The organism is Sorangiineae bacterium MSr11954 (genome assembly GCA_037157815.1).
Taxonomy (GTDB): Bacteria; Myxococcota_A; Polyangia; order Polyangiales; family Polyangiaceae; genus Pendulispora; species Pendulispora albinea.
The window spans coordinates 9232440-9250150 of sequence record CP089984.1; the positions used below are offsets into that span (position 1 = coordinate 9232440).

Here is a 17711-nt window from a genome sequence, read left to right on the forward strand (position 1 = left end):
TAGGTCAGAGCGGGTCGAGCAGCGGCTCGATGCGCTCTTTGGCGAGGGTGAAGGTGGCGTCGATGCCATCGACCCGTGCAAAATACACCTTTTGATCGCGCAGCAAGGTCGCGCGCCCGAAGACGAACCGAAGCGAACGCGAGCCGCCGTCGACCGTGAGGGTCGCGCGCACCTCGAGCGATGGCGCGGCGAAGCCTTCGTCGGGGCGGGCGGCGCCCAGGTGCACCACCTCTTCGGCGCGCAGCCGCGCAAAGGTCGCGAAGATGGCCTCGCTCCCCGCATCGCTCGAGGCCGTGTTGCGACCCACGGTGGTGGTGGCCGCGCCGCGCTTCAGGACCACCGACTCGAGCTTGGCCGGGTCGACGAAGAACACGTTGCGGTCGACGAGCGGGCGAGCCAGCATCTCCTCGAGCGCTTTGGGCACGATGAACACCGGGGCGTGCCCGGCGATCTGCGCAAAGACGCCGCCATCGCGCGCGTCGCGGCCCAAGAGCAAGGTCTCGGTCCGCGTTCCAGGTGCGCCGGTCGCGCCAGGTGCGCCGGTCGCGCCCGCCGCGCCTTTGTCGGCGACGCCGACGGTGACGCGGCAGCCGCCTTCGAGGCCGAAGCTGCCATCGTCGAGATCCGCCACCCAGCTCTCGGCCTTGGCGTGCGCCACCGCCTCGAACACGTCGAGGGTGCCGCCGTTGTCGGCGGGGTAGCCCGCGGGCTTGCGGAGCACGAATGTGGTGCCCTCGCGCACCAGCTCTTGCGTGAGGCCGCGCGCGCAGCCGGTCGCGACGGACAGGACGTCTTTTCCTTCGAGCGGCGGCGACCAGAGCTCGCGACCGCGCAGGGCGGTGGCGCGCGGCTCCAGCTTTCGCTCGAGCTCGCGGTCGATGGCGAGAAAGGCGCCGTCGGCCGCGCGCCGCACGATGAACTCGTCGGCCGGTGAGACCGCGCCGGCCACGCGCGCGCGGGGGGTGCGATCGATCTGCACCTCTTCGCGCACCTCGGTCTCGGAGCGAAGGAGCGTGACGCGAAGGCGCGGCGCAAACGAGGCGCCCGGGTTGCTCGCGGCATCGAGCAAGCGGCCTTCCCCGCGCACCAGCTGCGACACCAGCGCGTTGGCCATATCGATTTCGTCCTTGCCGAGCTCGCGGTCCTCGGGTGCGCGCTCGTGCCACCCGCTCCCTTTTCGCGCCATTTCCAGCTTGGATGCGCTGTCCATGGAGGCGAGCGACAGCTCTTCGACCTCGTCGAAGCGCGCGGCGAAGAGGTGCTTGTCCAAGAGATCCGCCTTGGGCGTGCCCAGGCCGCCGAGGATCATCTTCGGCGCGCACGCCGAGAGGCGCGACGGGGATCTTCGCACCACGATGACGTCGTCCGGGTGATCCGGGCACGGGCCGCCGACGGCGAGCTCGCCGGCCGGCTTGGTGCCGTCCTTCGGGATCATCACGATGGTAAAGGCGGCGCCGTGCGCGAGCCCCCGATCGGCGTCCGTGTCCGAGATGAACGCCTCCGCCCGCGTCTCGGCCAGCGCGCTCCACACGCGGTCGATGCCGTCGCGCGAGATGCGCACCGCGGGATCTTCGGCCATGTGGAAGCTCACGTCGTCCGTTCGCTCGATGGCCCAAGGCTCGGCGGGGCCGCGCACCTCGAGGCGCCGCAACGCGAGCGACAGGTACGGCACGATGGTGCGCTCCCGGTACGTCTCGGCGGCCTTGAGCAGCTGCGTGACCAGATCGCGTCCGACGACGAACGAGCCTTCGCCGTCGAGCCTCAGATAGGCGGCGCCCTCGGGGACCGGGGCTTCGCCGCCGAGCGAGAACCGGTACACGATCTTCCCCATGGTGATGGTCCCGCGCAGGCGCGGCACATCGAAGTTCTGCCCCTCCGCGCGCCGGATCACGTTGCCCGTGTCGAGCGTGCCCAAGAGCGCCTCGACGGCGGCGGCATCGGCCGGCGCGTCCACCGGCGAGCGCATGCGCCAATCACCGTCCTTGCGCTCCAGGATGAGGATCTCGCCGGTCTTGGAGAGCTCGATCCGCGTGATCTCGTCCCGCCGAAACGCCGGCAAAAGAGCCGCGCCGCGCGCGTTGCGCTCCGGATCGCTCACCTTGCCGCGGTCGACCACGTACGCATAAATCGACACCAAGAGCGCCGCCGCGATGAAGACCAGCGACGTCACATGACGCTTGATCTGCACCTACGAGCCCTCCGACTTGGGCGCCGCATCCTCTGTGCCGCTTGCATCGCCCGCGTCGCCCGCATCCGGCGAACGCCCCGCACCCGCACCCGGCGAACGCCTTGCCCCCCCATCGCGACGCGGACGCCGTTCCGTCGCGCGCCGGGCAATGGCCACGGCGATGCCGAGAAACGCGACGGCGCCCGGCAGGAAGAAGAGCACGTAGTTGCGAACCTCGACCCGGTCGCCATCGCTGATCTTGATCCCGGCCGCGACCTCCGCCTTGGACGGCACGTCGACGATCTCGGGCTTGGCCGCCAGCCATGCGATGGCATTCTCCACCAGGATGGCGGCCCCGCGGCTCGCCCGCTCCTCGCGCCAGTTCGCCTGCAGCATCACGCCGCCGCTGCCGATGACCACCACGCGCGGCCCGTGCACCGCGTGCGGCGCGACCTTGGGGCGCTCGCTGGCCATGGCGATCGCCAGAGGCCCGCCCGGATCTTGCGGGCGCTTCTCGGGCACGTCCTTCCAATCGGCGGCGCCCGCGATGTTGCGCATACCGAACGACGCGTCGCTGGTGACCAGCAAATCGACGGGCACCGCATCGGGCTTGTCCACGCGATGGAGCGAGCGCGCCATGTGCACGACCACCCGCGGCAAGCCCGGTGTTCCATCCGCGGCGGGCCCGAGCCCCGCGGTGATGGGGTGCTCCTTGGGCTTGACCACGAACTGCGCGTTCATCCGCTGCGGAATGGCCAGCCGGGCGTCCATCTCGAAGACCCAGTCCTCGTCCAGGGCGACGCCGAAGGGCGCGAGCGCGTCGGCGATGCCGGGCGGGCTCATGCCGCTCTCGCCGTTGCCGTTGATGGGGCCGATGGCCGCCAGGAGGTTTCCGCCCTGGAGCAAGTACGTGCGCAGCCGCGCCTCTTCTTCGCGCGTGAAGGGCCCGAGCGGGTGCGCGATGATGGCCAGGGCGCACCCGTTGAAGGGCTCGTGCGCGTTGGGCTCCGTGGTGTCGACGCTCACGGGCTCGTAGTTGTTCTTCTCGAGGATGTCGCGCAAAACGCCCAGGCCATCGGCGCTCACGCGATCGAGCGCGAGCTCGCCGTGCCCTTGGGTGAAGCAGACCTTGAGGCGCTCGCCGCCCAGCACATGGCGGATGGCGCCGGTGATGGCTTGCTCCTCGCGCGGCTTGGCGTGCGTGTCCTCGCCGGCCACCTCGAACATGTCGCTCGGTAAGAGGAACCAGTGCCGGTCCCCACGGGCGACCACCATGATGGCGTCGGTCACGATGCGGCCTTGCGCCGTGTGGTCGACGTCGATGTTGAACCGCTTGCGCACGTCCTGCAGCGCCACGAAGTCGCGATCGGGGTCGACGTAGTGGACGTCGAGCTTGTTCGTCTCCGCCGTGTAGCTCACGAGCAGCTGCTTGATGCTCTGCTCCAGCGGATCGCCGCCGCCGAGCAGCACCCAGATCTGCACCGGCTCCTGCAAGCCGCGCACGGTGGCCAGGGTCGCGGGGCTCAACGTGTAGAGCTTGCCCGTCGTCCAATCCCACCGCCGAAAGTGGCGCGCGGCGAGCACGTTGACCACCACCGCCAGCACCACCGCCGCCACGATGCCCGCGAGCTGGAGGCTCCGCTCCGCGTCGAGCCCGAAGAGGCGGCGCCCGGGTCTGCGGTTCATCCCCACCTCCAAGCGTCCACCATGCGCGAGGTGATGAACAGCGGGAGCAGGATCAACGTGGCATCGTAGATCAAGCGCCGGGTATCGACGATGCCGCTGGCAAAGTCGTTCATCTGTGCCCACACCGAGACATGCGCGCAAATGTCGTGCAACGTGCTGCCAGCCGGGGTGACGAACTCCCCCACCCCGAGGATGAAGAGGACGAGCAGCACGAACGCCGTCCCCACCAGCGCCAGAAACTGCGAGCGCGTGATGGCGCTCATCAGCATGCCGACGGACAGATACCCTGCGCCCACGAGCACCACGCCGAGGTAGCTCGCGCCGGCCACCTGCCAATCCACGACGCCCGTGCGCCGCAGGATCACCAGATACACCACGGTCGGCACCCACATGACGACATAGACGGTGAGCGCGGCCAGGTACTTGCCGAGGACGACGGCCGGCGTCGACACGGGCGCCGTCATCAAGGTCTCGATGGTGCCCGCGCGCCGCTCCTCCGCGAAGAGGCGCATGGTCATGGGCGGGATCAGGAGAAAGAGCACCAGGTAGAGGAGCACCGTGTTGCCGAAGAACGTCTGCAGCGGGGTCTGGTCGCCCGCCAGCTCGGACTGCGCGCTGAAGTGGTCGATCAGCAGGTAGAAGTGCATCCCTTGCACGAGGGAAAAGACGAAGATCTGCACCCACGCGAGCGGCGTGACGAAGAACGCAAAGAGCTCCCGCTTGAAGATGGGCCAGAGTCCTCTCATGACGGCGCCGTGTCCCGCGCGTTCGCCGCGTCGCGGGTGTTTTCGTCCCGCGTGTTCGCCGCATCCCGGGTGCCCGCCGCGTCGCGCGTACCCGCCGCGTCGCGGGTGAGCTCCGCGAACACGTCCTCGAGCGCGCTGCCCACCGCCTTCACCTCGCGGATCCGAATGCCCGCGCCCACGAGCGCGGCCACGGCGGCCTCGATGGTCCCTTGAATGTCGGTGTCGGGGAGCTTCTTCGTCCACGTGCAGTGCAAGGTCGCCACTTCGTCCTTCGACGATGCGTCCTTCACCTTCGAGGCTTCGTTCACGTTCGCGACCCCGGGAACGCCCCGAAGCACCCGAAGCGCCGCTTGGACGTCGCCGCGCACGGTGATGTCGAGCGCCGCCGCGCGACGCATTTTTCGAATGTCGAGGGTCTTGCCCTCCGCGAGCAGCTTGCCCTTGGCGATGACGATCACGCGGTCGCAGCTCTGCTCGACTTCGCTCAAGATGTGGGTCGACAGGAGCACCGTGTGCTCCTTCGAGAGCCCCGCGATGAGCTCGCGCACCTGACGGATCTGATTGGGGTCGAGGCCGGCGGTGGGCTCGTCCAAGATGAGGAGCGGCGGGTTGGCCACCAGCGCATCGGCCATTCCGACCCGCTGGCGGTAGCCTTTGGAGAGCTTGCCGATGAGGGTGGTGGCCACCTCGAGGACATTGGCTTTTTCCATGGCGTCATCGACTTGGGCGCGGCGGCGCGCGCGGGGCACGCCTTTGAGCTCGGCGCGAAAGGCCAAGTACTCGAGCACGCGCATCTCGGGGTAGAGCGGGACCGCCTCCGGCATGTAGCCGACCGAGCGGCGCGCCTCCAGCGAGGCGTTCTCGATATCGTGGCCGCAAATCTCGACCTTGCCGGACGTCATGCCCAGAAAGCCCGAAAGAATGCGCAGGGTGGTGCTCTTCCCCGCGCCGTTGGGCCCCAAAAACCCGACGATCTGCCCTTTTTCAACGCGAAACGACACATCGTCGACCGCGACGTGCGAGCCGTAGTGCTTGACGAGGTGGGAGACGGAAATCACGGAGACGACCCGATTAGCACGGTGCCATGCCATCGTGCTAATCCGAGGGGCAGCGTGGCATCGCACTTCCAGCACGGCGTCCGAGCCTTTGCCGTCCTTTTTCTCTCCATGGCCGCCCGCGCCGACGCGCGCGCCGCATCGGAGCCCGAGATGCTTCCGGTCCCCGGCGGCACCTTCACCATGGGCTCCGACCGGGGCGGAGAGCCCGACGAGCACCCCGCCCACGCCGTGACCCTCGCGCCCTTTCTGCTCGACCGAACCGAGGTCACCCACGCCGCCTACGCCGAGTGCGTCGCCGCCCGCGCCTGCCGCCCCGCCGACGCGCACATCGCCACGCGCTCCCACGCCGCACGCGAATCCCTCTTCCACGGTCCGGACCAGCCCATCAACGGGGTCACCTGGGACGACGCGCACACCTACTGCACCTGGCGCGGCAAACGCCTGCCGCGCGAGGCCGAGTTCGAGCGCGCCATCCGCGGCGACGACGGCCGCCGTTTCCCATGGGGCAACGAGCCCGCCACCCCGGAGCTCACCGTCTTCGGCCGCGATCTCGGCCGCCAGGCCACCGACAACGTGGGCTCGCACCCCAAAGGCCGCGGGCCCTACGGCCACGACGATCTGGCCGGCAACGTCTGGGAGTGGATGGAGGACGAGTACGATCCGTTCGCGTACACGCGCCCCACGGCCGGCGAGGGCAAACCCGGTACGTGCCCCGAGATCCTGGCGGCGCAGAACAAGCTGCGCGAAGAGGGCAAGCAAGGCTTTACGGGGTCGAACCCCATCCCGCGCCTCTGCGAGCGCGTTCTCCGCGGCGGCGCCTACAACTACGATGGCCCGAGCCTTCGCAGCACGAACCGCGTGCACCATCCAGGGACGTATCGGCTGGTGATGACGGGGTTTCGGTGCGCAAAGGATGGCGACGCAGCACCGGTAAAATAGTTCCTTCCCCCGCGGTGCGATACTCTTTCGAGCCACGGGCCATGTGGCTTGCGGCATGCGGCCGCATGAGGTGACGAGGAGCTACCATGTCGAGCAGGTCGATCACGCAACCAAACGCCCAGACGATTCCGCTGGTCGACCTCGTCAACCAGGTGCAACGCGGGCGTGTCCGCATTCCGGAGTTTCAGCGGTTGTTCCGTTGGCAGTGGGAGGACGTGCGGCGCCTCTTCGACAGCATCGTCAAGGGCTACCCGATCGGCAATCTGCTCCTTTGGCAACGCCCGGCCGAGGCCACGCATATCGAGCTGGGGGCGCTCGAATTGGATGCGCCCGCGTTCCCGGAGGCCTGGTGGGTCGTCGATGGACAGCAACGTCTCATCAGCGTCGCGAACACGGTCCATGCTCGCGCAGGAGCCACCGACGAGCGGTTCGAGCTCGCCTTCGACCTACGCACGAACGAGTTTCGCCGCCCACCTCAAATGGAGGACGGGTACATCATCCCGTTGCCCGTGCTCTTCGACTTGGCGAGCCTCGTTCAGTGGTTCGTCTCCGACCACCCCGAGGCAAAAGACAAGCTCCCCATCGCCTCCGAAGTCACCAAGGCCATCCGCGAGTTCTCGGTTCCCGTGTACATCGTCGAACAGCAGGACGAGGCCGTGCTGCGCGACATCTTCAATCGCATGAACAACTACGGCAAGCGACTGAGTCGCGCCGAAGTGTTCTCGGCTCTCCATCGGGCACAAGGACGACGCAGCGCGGAGCCCCATTCGCCGTTCGCCGACATCGCGGAGCTCATCGATCACGAGCAGGGCTTCGGCCGGCTCGACGACGACACCGTGCTTCGCGCGGTCCTCGCGCGGCGCGGCGGCGATGTCACGCGCGATATCCACCTCGAGTTCTCGAGCAGCACCGCACAAGCGCGCGACTTTGCGAACGAAACGGAAGAGTCGGCCTACCGCGAAGGGGCTGCGGCCATCGCGCGCGCCGTAGCCTTTCTCCAAGAGCACCTGCACGTACCGCACTTCGCGTTCTTGCCGTACCGGTATTTGCTCGTCGTCCTGGCGCGGTTCTTCGCGCATTTTCCGGAGCCCAGCGTGCGCAACCGCGACCTCTTACGGCGCTGGTTCTGGCGGGCGGCCATACTCGGCCCGGACGTATTCGGGAGCTGGACGCCCGCGATGCGCATGCTCGCAACGCGCATCGTGGCCGGTGACGAAACGGGCTCCGTGCAGCGGCTCCTGGCTTCGCCGATCGACCGCGCGCTTCCTCCGCCGCGCCTCACGCACTTTCGCACGAACAAGGCCGGGAGCCGGATCATCCTCTGCGCTTTGTGGTCGCTCGGTCCGCGCTCCTTTCTCAACGGAGATCCGTATCTTCAGATCGATCTCATCGAAGAGCTTTCGGCGGGCGGCACGCTCGCGAGCGTGGTCAGCCGGGTGCTCCGGCGCGAACCCGAAGGATACGAGCATTGGGCCGCGAACCGGATCTTCGCCATGGACCTCGAGCCGGCGGGCGGCGTTCGGGAGCTCCTCGCCATGCCTCCCATCGCGCTCACGGCTGCGATGAGGGAGGAGGTGCTCGCGTCCCACGCGCTCGACGGGCAGCTCGTCGCGGCTCTTTTGCGAGACGACCCGAAGGGCTTTCTCGAAGGGAGGCAGCAGCTCATTCAGCAAGTGAGCGCGACGTTCCTGTCGCAGATGGCCGAGGAGGGCTTCGAGGACACACCTCCACTCGATAGCCTCGATCTGGACGACGAGGACCACGGGGAACGGGACGATGCCGTCGGGTGATCAGCAGTTTCGTGTCTATCTGTACGAGCACGCCATCGCGATCCTCCATCGTCGGGACGACTTCACCCGGCTCGTGTTCGACGCCGGCTATGTGCGCGATCCCGGACGCGCCGTTCTCGGTCTCCGCTTCGAGGAGAATCTGCACGGGCGGTATGCGGCGCACTTGCGACTGCCGCCTTGGTTCTCCAACCTGCTGCCCGAAGGACGTCTCCGCGACTGGATTGGACAATCGGCGGGGGTCCCCGTAGAGCGGGAAATGGGCTTACTGGCCCACGTGGGTCACGATCTCCCCGGCGCGGTACGGGTCCTCCCCGTGGATCAGCCGCTACCGCTGGAGGCGGGCGAGCTCCGTGATCTCGTGCATGGAAAGAAGAAGGACGATCGCGACGCGCTATGGCGTTTTTCGCTCGCCGGGGTAGGGCTCAAATTCTCGATGCTCGCCCGAGGCGAGCGTTTCAGCGCTCCCGCCCTCGGAGAAGGCGGCGATTGGATCGTAAAGCTCCCGGAGCCGCATCACGCGGAGGTCCCGCGCAATGAGCTCGCGATGATGACGCTCGCGCGCGCCACGGGAATCGACGTCCCCGATGTAAAGCTCGTGCACCGCGACATGATCGACTCCTTGCCGGACACGGTGTGGCCGCCCCACGAGGAGCATGCCTACGCCGTTCGACGCTTCGATCGCGGCGAGCGCCGTGAGCTCATTCACATCGAAGATTTTGCGCAGGTGCGAGGGTTCTATCCCGATGAGAAATACAAGGGCACCTTCGAGACGGTGGCGTCACTGATCTACCGCCGCCGTGATGTCGAAGGTTTGCGCGAGTTCGCGCGACGGCTGGCGTTCAACGTGATGATCGGCAACGGCGACGCCCATCTCAAGAACTGGTCGCTCATTTACCGCGACCGCCGCACGCCGACCCTGGCGCCGGCTTATGATCTCGTGGCAACGGCCATCTATCGGCCCGCACCGCTCGGACCGGAGGACCTCGGGTTGCGCTTCGGAGGCTCGAGGCGGTTCGATTCCGTCCGCCTCTCGCACTTCGCTGCGCTGGATGAGCGGCTCGAGGCCAAGGCGGGCCTCGCCGATGTGGCGGCCGATCTCGTCCAGCGCACGCTCGCGCAATGGCCCGCCGTCGAAGAGTTGCTTCCGGAAACGGACGGAATGCGGGCAACCGTAGCCACGTTGTTGACGGACCGCGCGGCGATGCTCCTCCGCTCCCGCGCGCCATGACACGCCGTCCGGCGCGAAGACGTTCGTGCCGGACGACGTCTCGATGCACAAAGGCGGGCGCAGTGATCGGCCCTGTTCCACGACGAGTGCGTGTGCGATGGACGCGCGTCCGATTGAACGGAACGCGCGCGTGGCGGAAACCACTTCGTTCGATTCGAACGAAACAGCGGCGCGTCAGAGATACGCGTCCGATAGAACGAAACGCCGATCAGGCGCGCAGGCGCCAGGTGCCGACAATCACGCGACCGACGTCGTCGCACGTCGGATCGGTGACGATCAGCTCGGGGCGCGAGTTGTGGCAGACGAGGATCGTGTTCTGCCGGAAGACGCGGCCGAAGGCGGTGGCTTCGTCGCGGTCCATGTTGTGGACGAGCCAGGAGGGCTCGCGCCAGGTGCCGTCGGGTTCCTCGTCGTAGCCGACGCAGGCTTCGACCCGGTAGCAGCCGAGAATCAAAAGGTCGCGCATCACGGTGTGGCGACCTTCGTTGACCTTGCGCGGCAGGAGCATCGAGCGCGGGTTGTAGGCCGTGAGAACGGCGAAGGGGCGCCGGAGAATCTCGGGCAGCAGTGAAGGATCGGTCGCCGAGTCGCCGTCGAGCGAGACGCGAAGTGGGCCGTCGGGCGTCGGAAGCTCGTAAACCGTGGTGATGTACTGACGAAGCAGCGCTTGATCCATCGTAGCCGCGGGATAGCACATGCAAACGCCGAAGAGAAAAGCGGCCGGCACCGGGATCCCCGACGACCCCCGATCACCCGCACCGCATCGGACACCGCGAGCAGCCGAAAAACCTGCGCCCCCCACGTACCACCTCGACGGAGATCCGTGATCACCCGCACCGCATCGGACACCGCGAGCAGCCGAAAAACCTGCGCCCCCCACGTACCACCTCGACGGAGATCCGTGATCACCCGCACCGCATCGGACACCGCGAGCAGCCGAAAAACCTGCGCCCCCACGTACCACCTCGACGGAGATCCGTGGTTACCCCGCGTTACCGCACGGAAAATCGCCGACACCGCACCGCCGACACCGCATCGCACAGACGCCGCTCCCCCAACACCGCACCGCCGACACCGCATCGCACAGACGCCGCTCCCCCAACACCGCACCGCCGCACCGCACAGACGCCACATCGCACGGGCGAGCAGCGCCCATGCCCCCGTCAGCTCGCCGAAAACCGATACCCCACCCCCCGCACCGTCTGAAAATGCCGCGGGCTCTGCGGATCCGTCTCCAGCTTGGCGCGCAGCTGCTGGACGAAATTGTCGATCGTGCGCGGGGTGCCATGGTGGTTCGGCCCCCACACTTCCTGGAAAATCGTCTCACGCGTAAGCACGCGCCCCTTGGCGCGAAGCAGGCATATCAACAGATCGAACTCGGTCGCCGTGACGTCGACGGCGCGGCCGGCTTTGCGCACACTGCGCGCACCCTCGTCGACCACGATGTCGCCGAATGCGTGCATCGTCGAGGGAGGCGCCATCGCACCGCGGCGAAGCGCCGCCCGCACCCGAGCGAGCAGCTCCGCCAAACTAAAAGGCTTGGCCACGTAGTCTTCGGCGCCAAGCTCGAGGCCCGTCACCTTGTCCATCTCGGCCGTGCGCGCGCTCAGTAAGATGATCGGCATCGTGCGCCCCTCGCGCCGGATGGCTTGCAGCACCTCCAGCCCGTTCATCTTTGGGAGCATGATGTCCAGGATGACCAGATCCGGCTCCTCGCTCGTCGCCAGCTCCAGCCCGCGCTCGCCATCGTCGGCGAGGAAGACCGTGTAGCCCTCGCCCTCGAGGTTGATCCGCAGCCCCAGCGCGATGCTGTGATCGTCCTCCACCACCAACACCTTGCGCTGCACCTTGCCTTGCGTCTCTCGCATCATGACGATCCCGAAGCCTCGGCCGAAGGCGAAGCCGACGACGAACGCTGCCGCAGCTGCTGGCGGCGTGAAACGCGCGGCGTCGGGAGGACCAAGGTGAACGTGCTCCCCTTTCCCGGTGCGCTCTCCAAAACGATGCGCCCGCGGTGGGCGCGCACGACGTGCTTGACGATGGCCAGACCGAGCCCGCTCCCCTCGCGCTCGCGCGACAGACGGTCGTCGATTCGGTAAAACTTCTGAAAGATGCGGCGGTGCTCGGGGCGCGCGATGCCCGGGCCGTTGTCGGTCACCGAAATGGCCACCCCGCCCACCGCCGGCGCGAACGCGCGCAGGCGCACCACCGGGGGCGTGCCGCCGTATTTGTGGGCGTTGGAGAGCAAATTGACGATGGCGTCGACCAGCGCGTCGCGGTCGGCGAGGATCTTCGGCAGGTCGGGCTCGATCTCGCTCGCGAAGTCCACCTTGTCCGTGCGCAGCGCGGTGAAGCCGGCCACGGCTTGCTCCATCACCTCCGACAAGCTCTGCTCCCGAAGATCGTAGAAGCGCCGGCCAGCCTCCATGCGGCCCCAGTCGAGCAAGCGCTGGATGCGCCCCGTGAGACGCTCGCACTCGCCGAGCAGGTGATCGAGGCACTGGTCGACGGTCTTCTCGTCGTCGCGGGAGCGCTCGATGGTCTCCGCAAAGAGACGGATGGCCGTGAGCGGGGTGCGCAGCTCGTGGCTCACTTTGGAGACGAAGTCGGCCTGCAGCTCGCTGAGGTTGGCCTCCCGACGGACGAAGACGAGCACCAGGATGACCCCCGTCACCGCCACCGAAACGAAGGTGACCGTCAGGATCCCGAGCAGGAGGTTCGTGCTCCCCTCCCCGAGGAACATCAGCACGAACCCCAAGGTCAGAAGGAGCACCGTGGGGATGATGACCAGATAGATGAGGAGCTGGACGATCCTCCGGTAACCGAGGCGCTGGAGGTTCTTGCCGGTGGACACGGATCCATTTTACCGTGAAACGGGTTCGAAGACGCGCTCCGTCCCCGAAGACGCCCTACGACGCGAGCGCTGCCCTCATGACGTCGCGCGGCGCGCGCACCCCGAGCCAGAGCTCGAAGGCCAGCGCCCCCTGGCCGGTGAGCATCCCCAGGCCATTTTTCACGCGCAACCCGCGACCGAACGCAGCGCGCAAAAACGGGGTCTCCGGCGGCGAGTACACGACGTCCAGCGCGACGGCCTCGGAGGCGAGTCGATCCCAATCGACGGCGCCCGAGATCGCTTCGCCCGGCGGCCCGCCCTCCATCCCGCAGGTGGTGGTCTGCACGACCACGCCGAACCCGCCATCGTGCTCGGTCGCCGCCAGAGGCTGCGCGCGCAAGAGCGCGGGTGCGCCGGCCCGCATGACCAGCTCCGAGAGCTTGGTGGCGCGGTCGACCGAGCGGGCACGCACCGTGATGAGCCGCACGCCCATGACCGCGAGCGCCACCACCGCCGCCCGCGCGGCCCCTCCGCTTCCAAGGACGAGCGCCTGCTTCTCGCCCCAAGCCTCCACCGTGCGCTCGGGCGCGAGCTCGCGCAGCTCGGCCACCAGCGCCGGCACGTCGGTGTTGTGCGCGACCACCGAGCCGTTTGGGTTGCACACCAAGGTGTTGGCCGCCCCCACCGCGCGGGCGCTCGGGTCGAGCTCGTCGACGAAGGCCAGCACGTTCTCCTTGTGCGGCACGGTCACGTTGAGGCCATCGTAGGTGCGCGCGCGGAGCTGTTGCACCACCCGCTCGAGATCGCCCGGCAACACGCGCAGCGCCTCGTAGCTGTGCGGCAGGTTCAGCGCGCGAAAGGCGGCGCCGTGCATGCGCGGGCTCTTGGTGTGCGCCACCGGATCGCCGATGACGGCGAAGCGCCGCGCGCGGTCTTGCGATGCCGTGGTCATGACGCGGGCTCCTCGAGGCGGGCGGTCACTTGGGCCTCGATGCGGCCGCGCGCGAGGCGAACGGTGATGCGATCGCCCGCTTCGACCTCGCCCGCCGAGCGAAGGGCGTGTCCGTCTTCCGAGCTGGCGATGGCGTAGCCGCGTGCGAGCACTTTGAGCGGGCTCATGGCGTCGAGCCTACCCGCGAGACCCGACAAGGCAAAAGCCCGTTCGGCGAGCATGCGCCGGCCGGCGTGCATGAGCCTTTGTTCGTAGCGTTCGAGCTCCGTGCGCTCCCGCAGGATGACCTTGCCCGGGTGCAGCGCCGAGAGGCGCGGCTCGATGCGCGCGAGCGCCGCCCGGTCGATCTCGACGGTGCGCGCGATCGCGCGGTGCATGCGGAGCACGGTCTCGTCGAGGGTGCGCTTCTGGGTGGCGATGGCCAGCCGCGGATCGCCCAATTTTCGCTCCAGCCGCCCGAGGCGCACGTGCTCCTCGGTCATCCGCGCACGCATGGCGCGCACCAACCTTTGCGCCGTGTGCTCGAGCAGCTCCTGCCGCGCGCGCGCATCGGGCACCACCATCTCCGCCGCTTGCGAAGGGGTGGCCGCGCGCGCATCGGCCACGAAGTCGGTCAACGTCACGTCGACCTCGTGGCCCACCGCGCTGATCACCGGCACCCGGCACGCGGCCACCGCGCGCACCACCGACTCATCGTTGAATGCGCGCAAATCGTCGCTCGAGCCTCCGCCGCGCCCCACGATGATGACGTCGACCCCGCGCACCCGCTGCAGGAGGTGCAGCGCATAGCGGATGGATGCCTCGGCGTTCGCGCCTTGCACGGTGGCGGGCGAGAGCAAAATATTGGCGCCGCCCCGGCGAAACGCGACCTTGCAAATGTCGTGGATGACCGCGCCGCCCGCGCTCGTCACCACGCCGATGATGCGCGGCTCGGTCGGGAGCGGCCGTTTGCGCTCGCGGGCAAAGAGCCCCTCGGCGGCGAGCTTCTCTTTGAGCTTCTCGAGCGCCTCGAGCAGAGCCCCTTTCCCATCCGGCTCCGCCCGATCGGCGACGAACTGCAGCCGCCCCCGCGGCGCCCAGAACGTGGCCCGCCCGCGCAGGCGCACCCTCGCGCCCTCGGCCAGCAACCGGCGCGCGCGCACCGTGACATTGGTGCGGTACATCACCGCATCGATGGCCGCCTCCTCGCGCTCGTCTTTGAGTGTAAAATACAAATGGCCGCTGGGGGCGGCGCGCACACCCGAGACCTCCCCCTGCACCCACACGGCCAGGGCCATCTTCTCGTCCATGGCCGCCTGAAGCACCCGCCCGAGCTCGGCGACCGAAAGCAGCTTTCGCTCCTCGGACGCCGGGGGTGCAGGAGGCGCAGGAGGCGGAGCGGGCGGAGGCGCCGGCGGGGGCCTCGGACTGAAGTCGAACGGCAACGTCACGTTGAGGGCGAGTCTAGTACGGCGCGCCGCCCTTCAAGGTGGGATTCGGGCGGTCGCATCGAACGACGGATTCCGCGGGCCGGGGGCGCCGGGTATAGTGCGCGACCATGTCGAAGGGTTTTCGCAAGGTCCTGGTCGCCAATCGGGGTGAGATTGCCGTTCGCGTCGTGCGGACGCTTCATGAGATGGGGATCGCGGCGGTGGCCGTCTATTCGGACGTCGACCGGGCGGCGCTGCATGTGCGCGTGGCGGACGAAGCGTATCCGATCGGGCCCGCGGCGGCGGCCGAGAGCTACCTGCGCGTCGACAAGATCATCGACACGGCCAAGCGGGCCGGGTGCGATGCCATCCACCCCGGTTATGGCTTCCTCAGCGAGAACCCGCTGCTCCCCGAGGCTTGCGAGCGGGCCGGCATCGTCTTCATCGGGCCCGCGGCCAGCGCCATGCGTCAGATGGGCTCGAAGACGGCGGCGCGCAAACGGATGCAGGACGCGGGGGTGCCCATCGTCCCTGGCGCGACCTGTGAGACCACCGAGGAGGCCACGGCGGCCGCCAAGAAAATTGGCTTCCCCGTGATGCTCAAGGCAGCGGCCGGCGGCGGCGGAAAAGGGATGCGCCGGGTGGAGAGCGCCGAGGAGATGGCCTCCGCCTGGGAGCGCGCCCGCAGCGAGGCCAAGAAGTTCTTCGGCGACGACACGGTGTACATCGAAAAGGCGATCCTCTTCCCCCGGCACGTCGAGATCCAGGTGCTCGGCGATCGCGAGGGGAACATGGTGCACGTGTTCGAGCGCGACTGCTCCATCCAGCGGCGCAATCAGAAGGTCGTCGAAGAGACCCCCTCGCCCGCCGCCTCGCGCGAGCTGGTTGCCCAAATGGGCGCCATCGCGGTGCAAGGGGCCAAGGCGGTCGGGTACCACTCGGCGGGCACCTTCGAGTTTCTCCTCGCCCAGGACGGCAGCTTCTACTTCCTCGAGATGAACACCCGCCTCCAGGTGGAGCACCCCATCACGGAGCTGATCACGGGCCTCGATCTGGTGCGCGAGATGGTCCTCGTGGCCCAGGGGGAGCCCCTCACCTTTGCGCAAAAGGACATCGTCGCGCGCGGCGCGGCCATCGAATGCCGCGTCTATGCCGAGGATCCGTCGACCGGCTTCTTGCCGTCGCCCGGGAAAATCGAGCGGCTGGTGGTGCCGGCCGGCCCGGGGGTGCGCGACGACGGGGGCGCGTACCCGGGGAGCGAGATCTCGAGCTTCTACGATCCGCTGGTCTCCAAGCTCAGCGTGTGGGCGCCGACCCGCGAGCGCGCCATCGCCCGGATGCGGCGGGCCCTCGGGGAGTACGTGATTACGGGCATCCGCACGAATTTGAGCTTCCACGAGAAGCTCCTGGCGCACCCCGACTTCGCCGCGGGACGCTACGACACCGGATTTCTCGAGCGCAACAAAGAGAGCCTGCTCGGCTATGCAGCGGTGCCGGATTCGCGCAGCCGCGCAGTGGCCGTTGCCGTGGCCATCGCCGCCGCCCGTATGGAACGCGAAACGGGTGCCAACGAAGCGCATGTGGGCGAAGTGGGGTCGCGCCTTGCCCCATGGGTCGCGCACCACCGCGCGCGCCGGAGCATGTAGAGCATTTCCCGCTCGAGCAGGCGCCAAGCAGGCCCTGAGCAGGATAGATGCCGATTCCCGCCCCTGGGAAGATCCGTTCACCGGTGGCGCCCGCCGCGTGCCCCCAAAAGCTTTTGAGTTTCATCCAAGCCAAGGTGGACTTCGGGTGCTAGTTACTTAGTGAAACGAGCGGACGTGCGCCCTTCGCACGCCCGTTTGCAGTGTTTTGCGGTGAGGGCTTCATGAGGAATGGCCGAGCGGATCAGCGGTGGCAATGGCCTCTCGGTGAACCGTCGAACAGCTCGTCCCAGCGCCGTCAGCTCGTGGTTGCGCTTGCTTTTCTGGCGCTGGGGGTCGCAGGCTGTACGCTGAAGTTCGCCCTGTTTGAACGCATTGCGTTGATCGGGATCGCCTTTGGAGGCGTCGCGCGTACCGGTCAATCGATGCAAACCCAAAAGCGACGCCGGCCGCGGGGGGCCATCACATTGGAGGGAAGCTCCCTGGTTCGGCACGAACCCGGCGCCCCGTCCGCGGTGCTGGCTGAGTTGCGCGCCCCGTTTGGCATCACGGTGCTCGCCAACCATATGAGGAGCGAAGCGCTCCTGGCGTTTACGACGGCGGAGCAAACGCGCTACCAGCGGGTTCGCGTGGGCAACCCGGCCGATGCCGCCGCCGCCCGTCATCTGCTCGGCCGCGCCATCACCGTGCCCGACGCCGACGCCCTTGGCGCGCAAGGGGTGGAAGCGGCCCTGAGCGCGACCCATGCCACCGAGATGCTCCAAGTCGCCGAGTGCTATGCACCCAGTGCACTTCAACGCATTTACCTGACCGGCTCGCGCGGCGAGGTGCTCGTGCTCGACGGTACCGAGCTCAAGATCGATGGCCGCACCTTCGATCTCTCGCTGCCGCTCGAGTGGCGCGGCTTCATGTTCCACGAGGCGGTGGGCCCCATCGCCACCCTTTATCAGGCCACGTGGATCCGCCAGGCCGGCATCGAGGCGGTGCTGGTCGCGCCGATGCCGGCGGAGATCACCACCACCCTCCCGCCTGGCGCGGCCGCCGATATGAAGGCCGCCGAGCAGCGGGCGGTGCTCCGCGATCTCAAGCTGATGCAGTCGACCCCGGACTCCGCGCCCCCCCACGAGCTGCGCATCGGGGTGGAGCGCCTCTTCATGCTGCCGCTCCGCCAAGCGCTCGACCGTGCGCCGCGCGCCTCCCGCGCCGGCTTTCCCCCGGTGCGCGCGCTCAACCCCAGCGCGCGGGATTGATCACCCACCA

General features: G+C 68.2%; 14 protein-coding genes. 5 read left to right on the top strand and 9 right to left on the bottom strand.

Annotated features, from left to right (window positions below; all coding sequences use genetic code 11):
• Positions 1-4: 4 nt before the first annotated feature.
• From LZC94_36060 to LZC94_36075, 4 genes are read right to left on the bottom strand one after another with little or no spacing between them, the layout of a single operon-like run.
• Entirely contained in the window at positions 5-2188 is a 2184-nt protein-coding gene (locus LZC94_36060; GenBank protein WXB13246.1) for a DUF4340 domain-containing protein, read from the bottom strand.
• Positions 2189-3853: a GldG family protein gene (locus LZC94_36065; GenBank protein ID WXB13247.1), complete on the bottom strand. Its 1665-nt coding sequence runs from the start codon at positions 3851-3853 to the stop codon at positions 2189-2191.
• Positions 3850-4599 (bottom strand): ABC transporter permease, encoded by a 750-nt coding sequence (locus LZC94_36070; protein ID WXB13248.1) that lies wholly within the window; start codon positions 4597-4599, stop codon positions 3850-3852. Before LZC94_36070 ends, LZC94_36065 begins: the two co-directional genes overlap by 4 nt.
• Entirely contained in the window at positions 4596-5657 is a 1062-nt protein-coding gene (locus tag LZC94_36075) for an ABC transporter ATP-binding protein (GenBank protein ID WXB13249.1), read from the bottom strand. The genes LZC94_36070 and LZC94_36075 overlap by 4 nt, the downstream gene beginning before the upstream one ends.
• A gap of 54 nt (positions 5658-5711) precedes the next feature.
• On the opposite strand from LZC94_36075, the gene LZC94_36080 reads away from it, so the two are divergent.
• The 3 genes from LZC94_36080 (at position 5712) to LZC94_36090 (ending at position 9614) form a co-directional block, all read left to right on the top strand.
• Complete coding sequence (locus LZC94_36080; GenBank protein WXB13250.1) at positions 5712-6596, top strand: formylglycine-generating enzyme family protein; 885 nt, start codon at positions 5712-5714, stop codon at positions 6594-6596.
• A gap of 86 nt (positions 6597-6682) precedes the next feature.
• Positions 6683-8386, top strand: a complete 1704-nt coding sequence (locus tag LZC94_36085) for a DUF262 domain-containing protein (GenBank protein WXB13251.1) — start codon at positions 6683-6685, stop codon at positions 8384-8386.
• The gene (locus LZC94_36090; protein ID WXB13252.1) at positions 8373-9614 is read left to right on the top strand and encodes a HipA domain-containing protein; all 1242 of its coding nucleotides are present in this window, start codon (positions 8373-8375) and stop codon (positions 9612-9614) included. The genes LZC94_36085 and LZC94_36090 overlap by 14 nt, the downstream gene beginning before the upstream one ends.
• Before the next feature lie 208 nt (positions 9615-9822).
• Here the strand turns inward: LZC94_36090 and LZC94_36095 are convergent, their stop codons facing one another.
• The 5 genes from LZC94_36095 to xseA form a co-directional block, all read right to left on the bottom strand.
• Entirely contained in the window at positions 9823-10290 is a 468-nt protein-coding gene (locus LZC94_36095; GenBank protein ID WXB13253.1) for a DUF3293 domain-containing protein, read from the bottom strand.
• Positions 10291-10777: 487 nt separating this feature from the next.
• Positions 10778-11485, bottom strand: coding sequence for a response regulator transcription factor (locus LZC94_36100; GenBank protein ID WXB13254.1), 708 nt, complete (start codon positions 11483-11485; stop codon positions 10778-10780).
• The gene (locus LZC94_36105; GenBank protein WXB13255.1) at positions 11482-12468 is read right to left on the bottom strand and encodes an ATP-binding protein; all 987 of its coding nucleotides are present in this window, start codon (positions 12466-12468) and stop codon (positions 11482-11484) included. Before LZC94_36105 ends, LZC94_36100 begins: the two co-directional genes overlap by 4 nt.
• 55 nt (positions 12469-12523) lie before the next feature.
• Positions 12524-13399 (bottom strand): shikimate dehydrogenase, encoded by an 876-nt coding sequence (gene aroE, locus LZC94_36110; GenBank protein WXB13256.1) that lies wholly within the window; start codon positions 13397-13399, stop codon positions 12524-12526.
• Positions 13396-14829: an exodeoxyribonuclease VII large subunit gene (gene xseA / locus LZC94_36115; GenBank protein ID WXB13257.1), complete on the bottom strand. Its 1434-nt coding sequence runs from the start codon at positions 14827-14829 to the stop codon at positions 13396-13398. The genes aroE and xseA overlap by 4 nt, the downstream gene beginning before the upstream one ends.
• A 107-nt stretch (positions 14830-14936) precedes the next feature.
• Between xseA and LZC94_36120 the strand changes: the two genes are divergently transcribed.
• Entirely contained in the window at positions 14937-16454 is a 1518-nt protein-coding gene (locus LZC94_36120; protein WXB13258.1) for an acetyl-CoA carboxylase biotin carboxylase subunit, read from the top strand.
• A 422-nt stretch (positions 16455-16876) separates the two neighbouring features.
• Entirely contained in the window at positions 16877-17701 is an 825-nt protein-coding gene (locus tag LZC94_36125; protein WXB13259.1) for a hypothetical protein, read from the top strand.
• Positions 17702-17711: the final 10 nt, after the last annotated feature.

Excerpts from the sequence above, each read along its gene's own strand:
- LZC94_36065 (WXB13247.1), bottom strand. The coding sequence starts at position 3,853 with ATGAACCGCAGACCCGGGCGCCGCCTCTTCGGGCTCGACGCGGAGCGG.
- LZC94_36070 (WXB13248.1), bottom strand. The coding sequence starts at position 4,599 with ATGAGAGGACTCTGGCCCATCTTCAAGCGGGAGCTCTTTGCGTTCTTC.
- LZC94_36085 (WXB13251.1), top strand. The coding sequence starts at position 6,683 with ATGTCGAGCAGGTCGATCACGCAACCAAACGCCCAGACGATTCCGCTG.
- LZC94_36090 (WXB13252.1), top strand. The coding sequence starts at position 8,373 with ATGCCGTCGGGTGATCAGCAGTTTCGTGTCTATCTGTACGAGCACGCC.
- LZC94_36095 (WXB13253.1), bottom strand. The coding sequence starts at position 10,290 with ATGGATCAAGCGCTGCTTCGTCAGTACATCACCACGGTTTACGAGCTT.
- LZC94_36100 (WXB13254.1), bottom strand. The coding sequence starts at position 11,485 with ATGATGCGAGAGACGCAAGGCAAGGTGCAGCGCAAGGTGTTGGTGGTG.
- aroE (WXB13256.1), bottom strand. The coding sequence starts at position 13,399 with ATGACCACGGCATCGCAAGACCGCGCGCGGCGCTTCGCCGTCATCGGC.
- LZC94_36120 (WXB13258.1), top strand. The coding sequence starts at position 14,937 with ATGTCGAAGGGTTTTCGCAAGGTCCTGGTCGCCAATCGGGGTGAGATT.
- LZC94_36125 (WXB13259.1), top strand. The coding sequence starts at position 16,877 with ATGCAAACCCAAAAGCGACGCCGGCCGCGGGGGGCCATCACATTGGAG.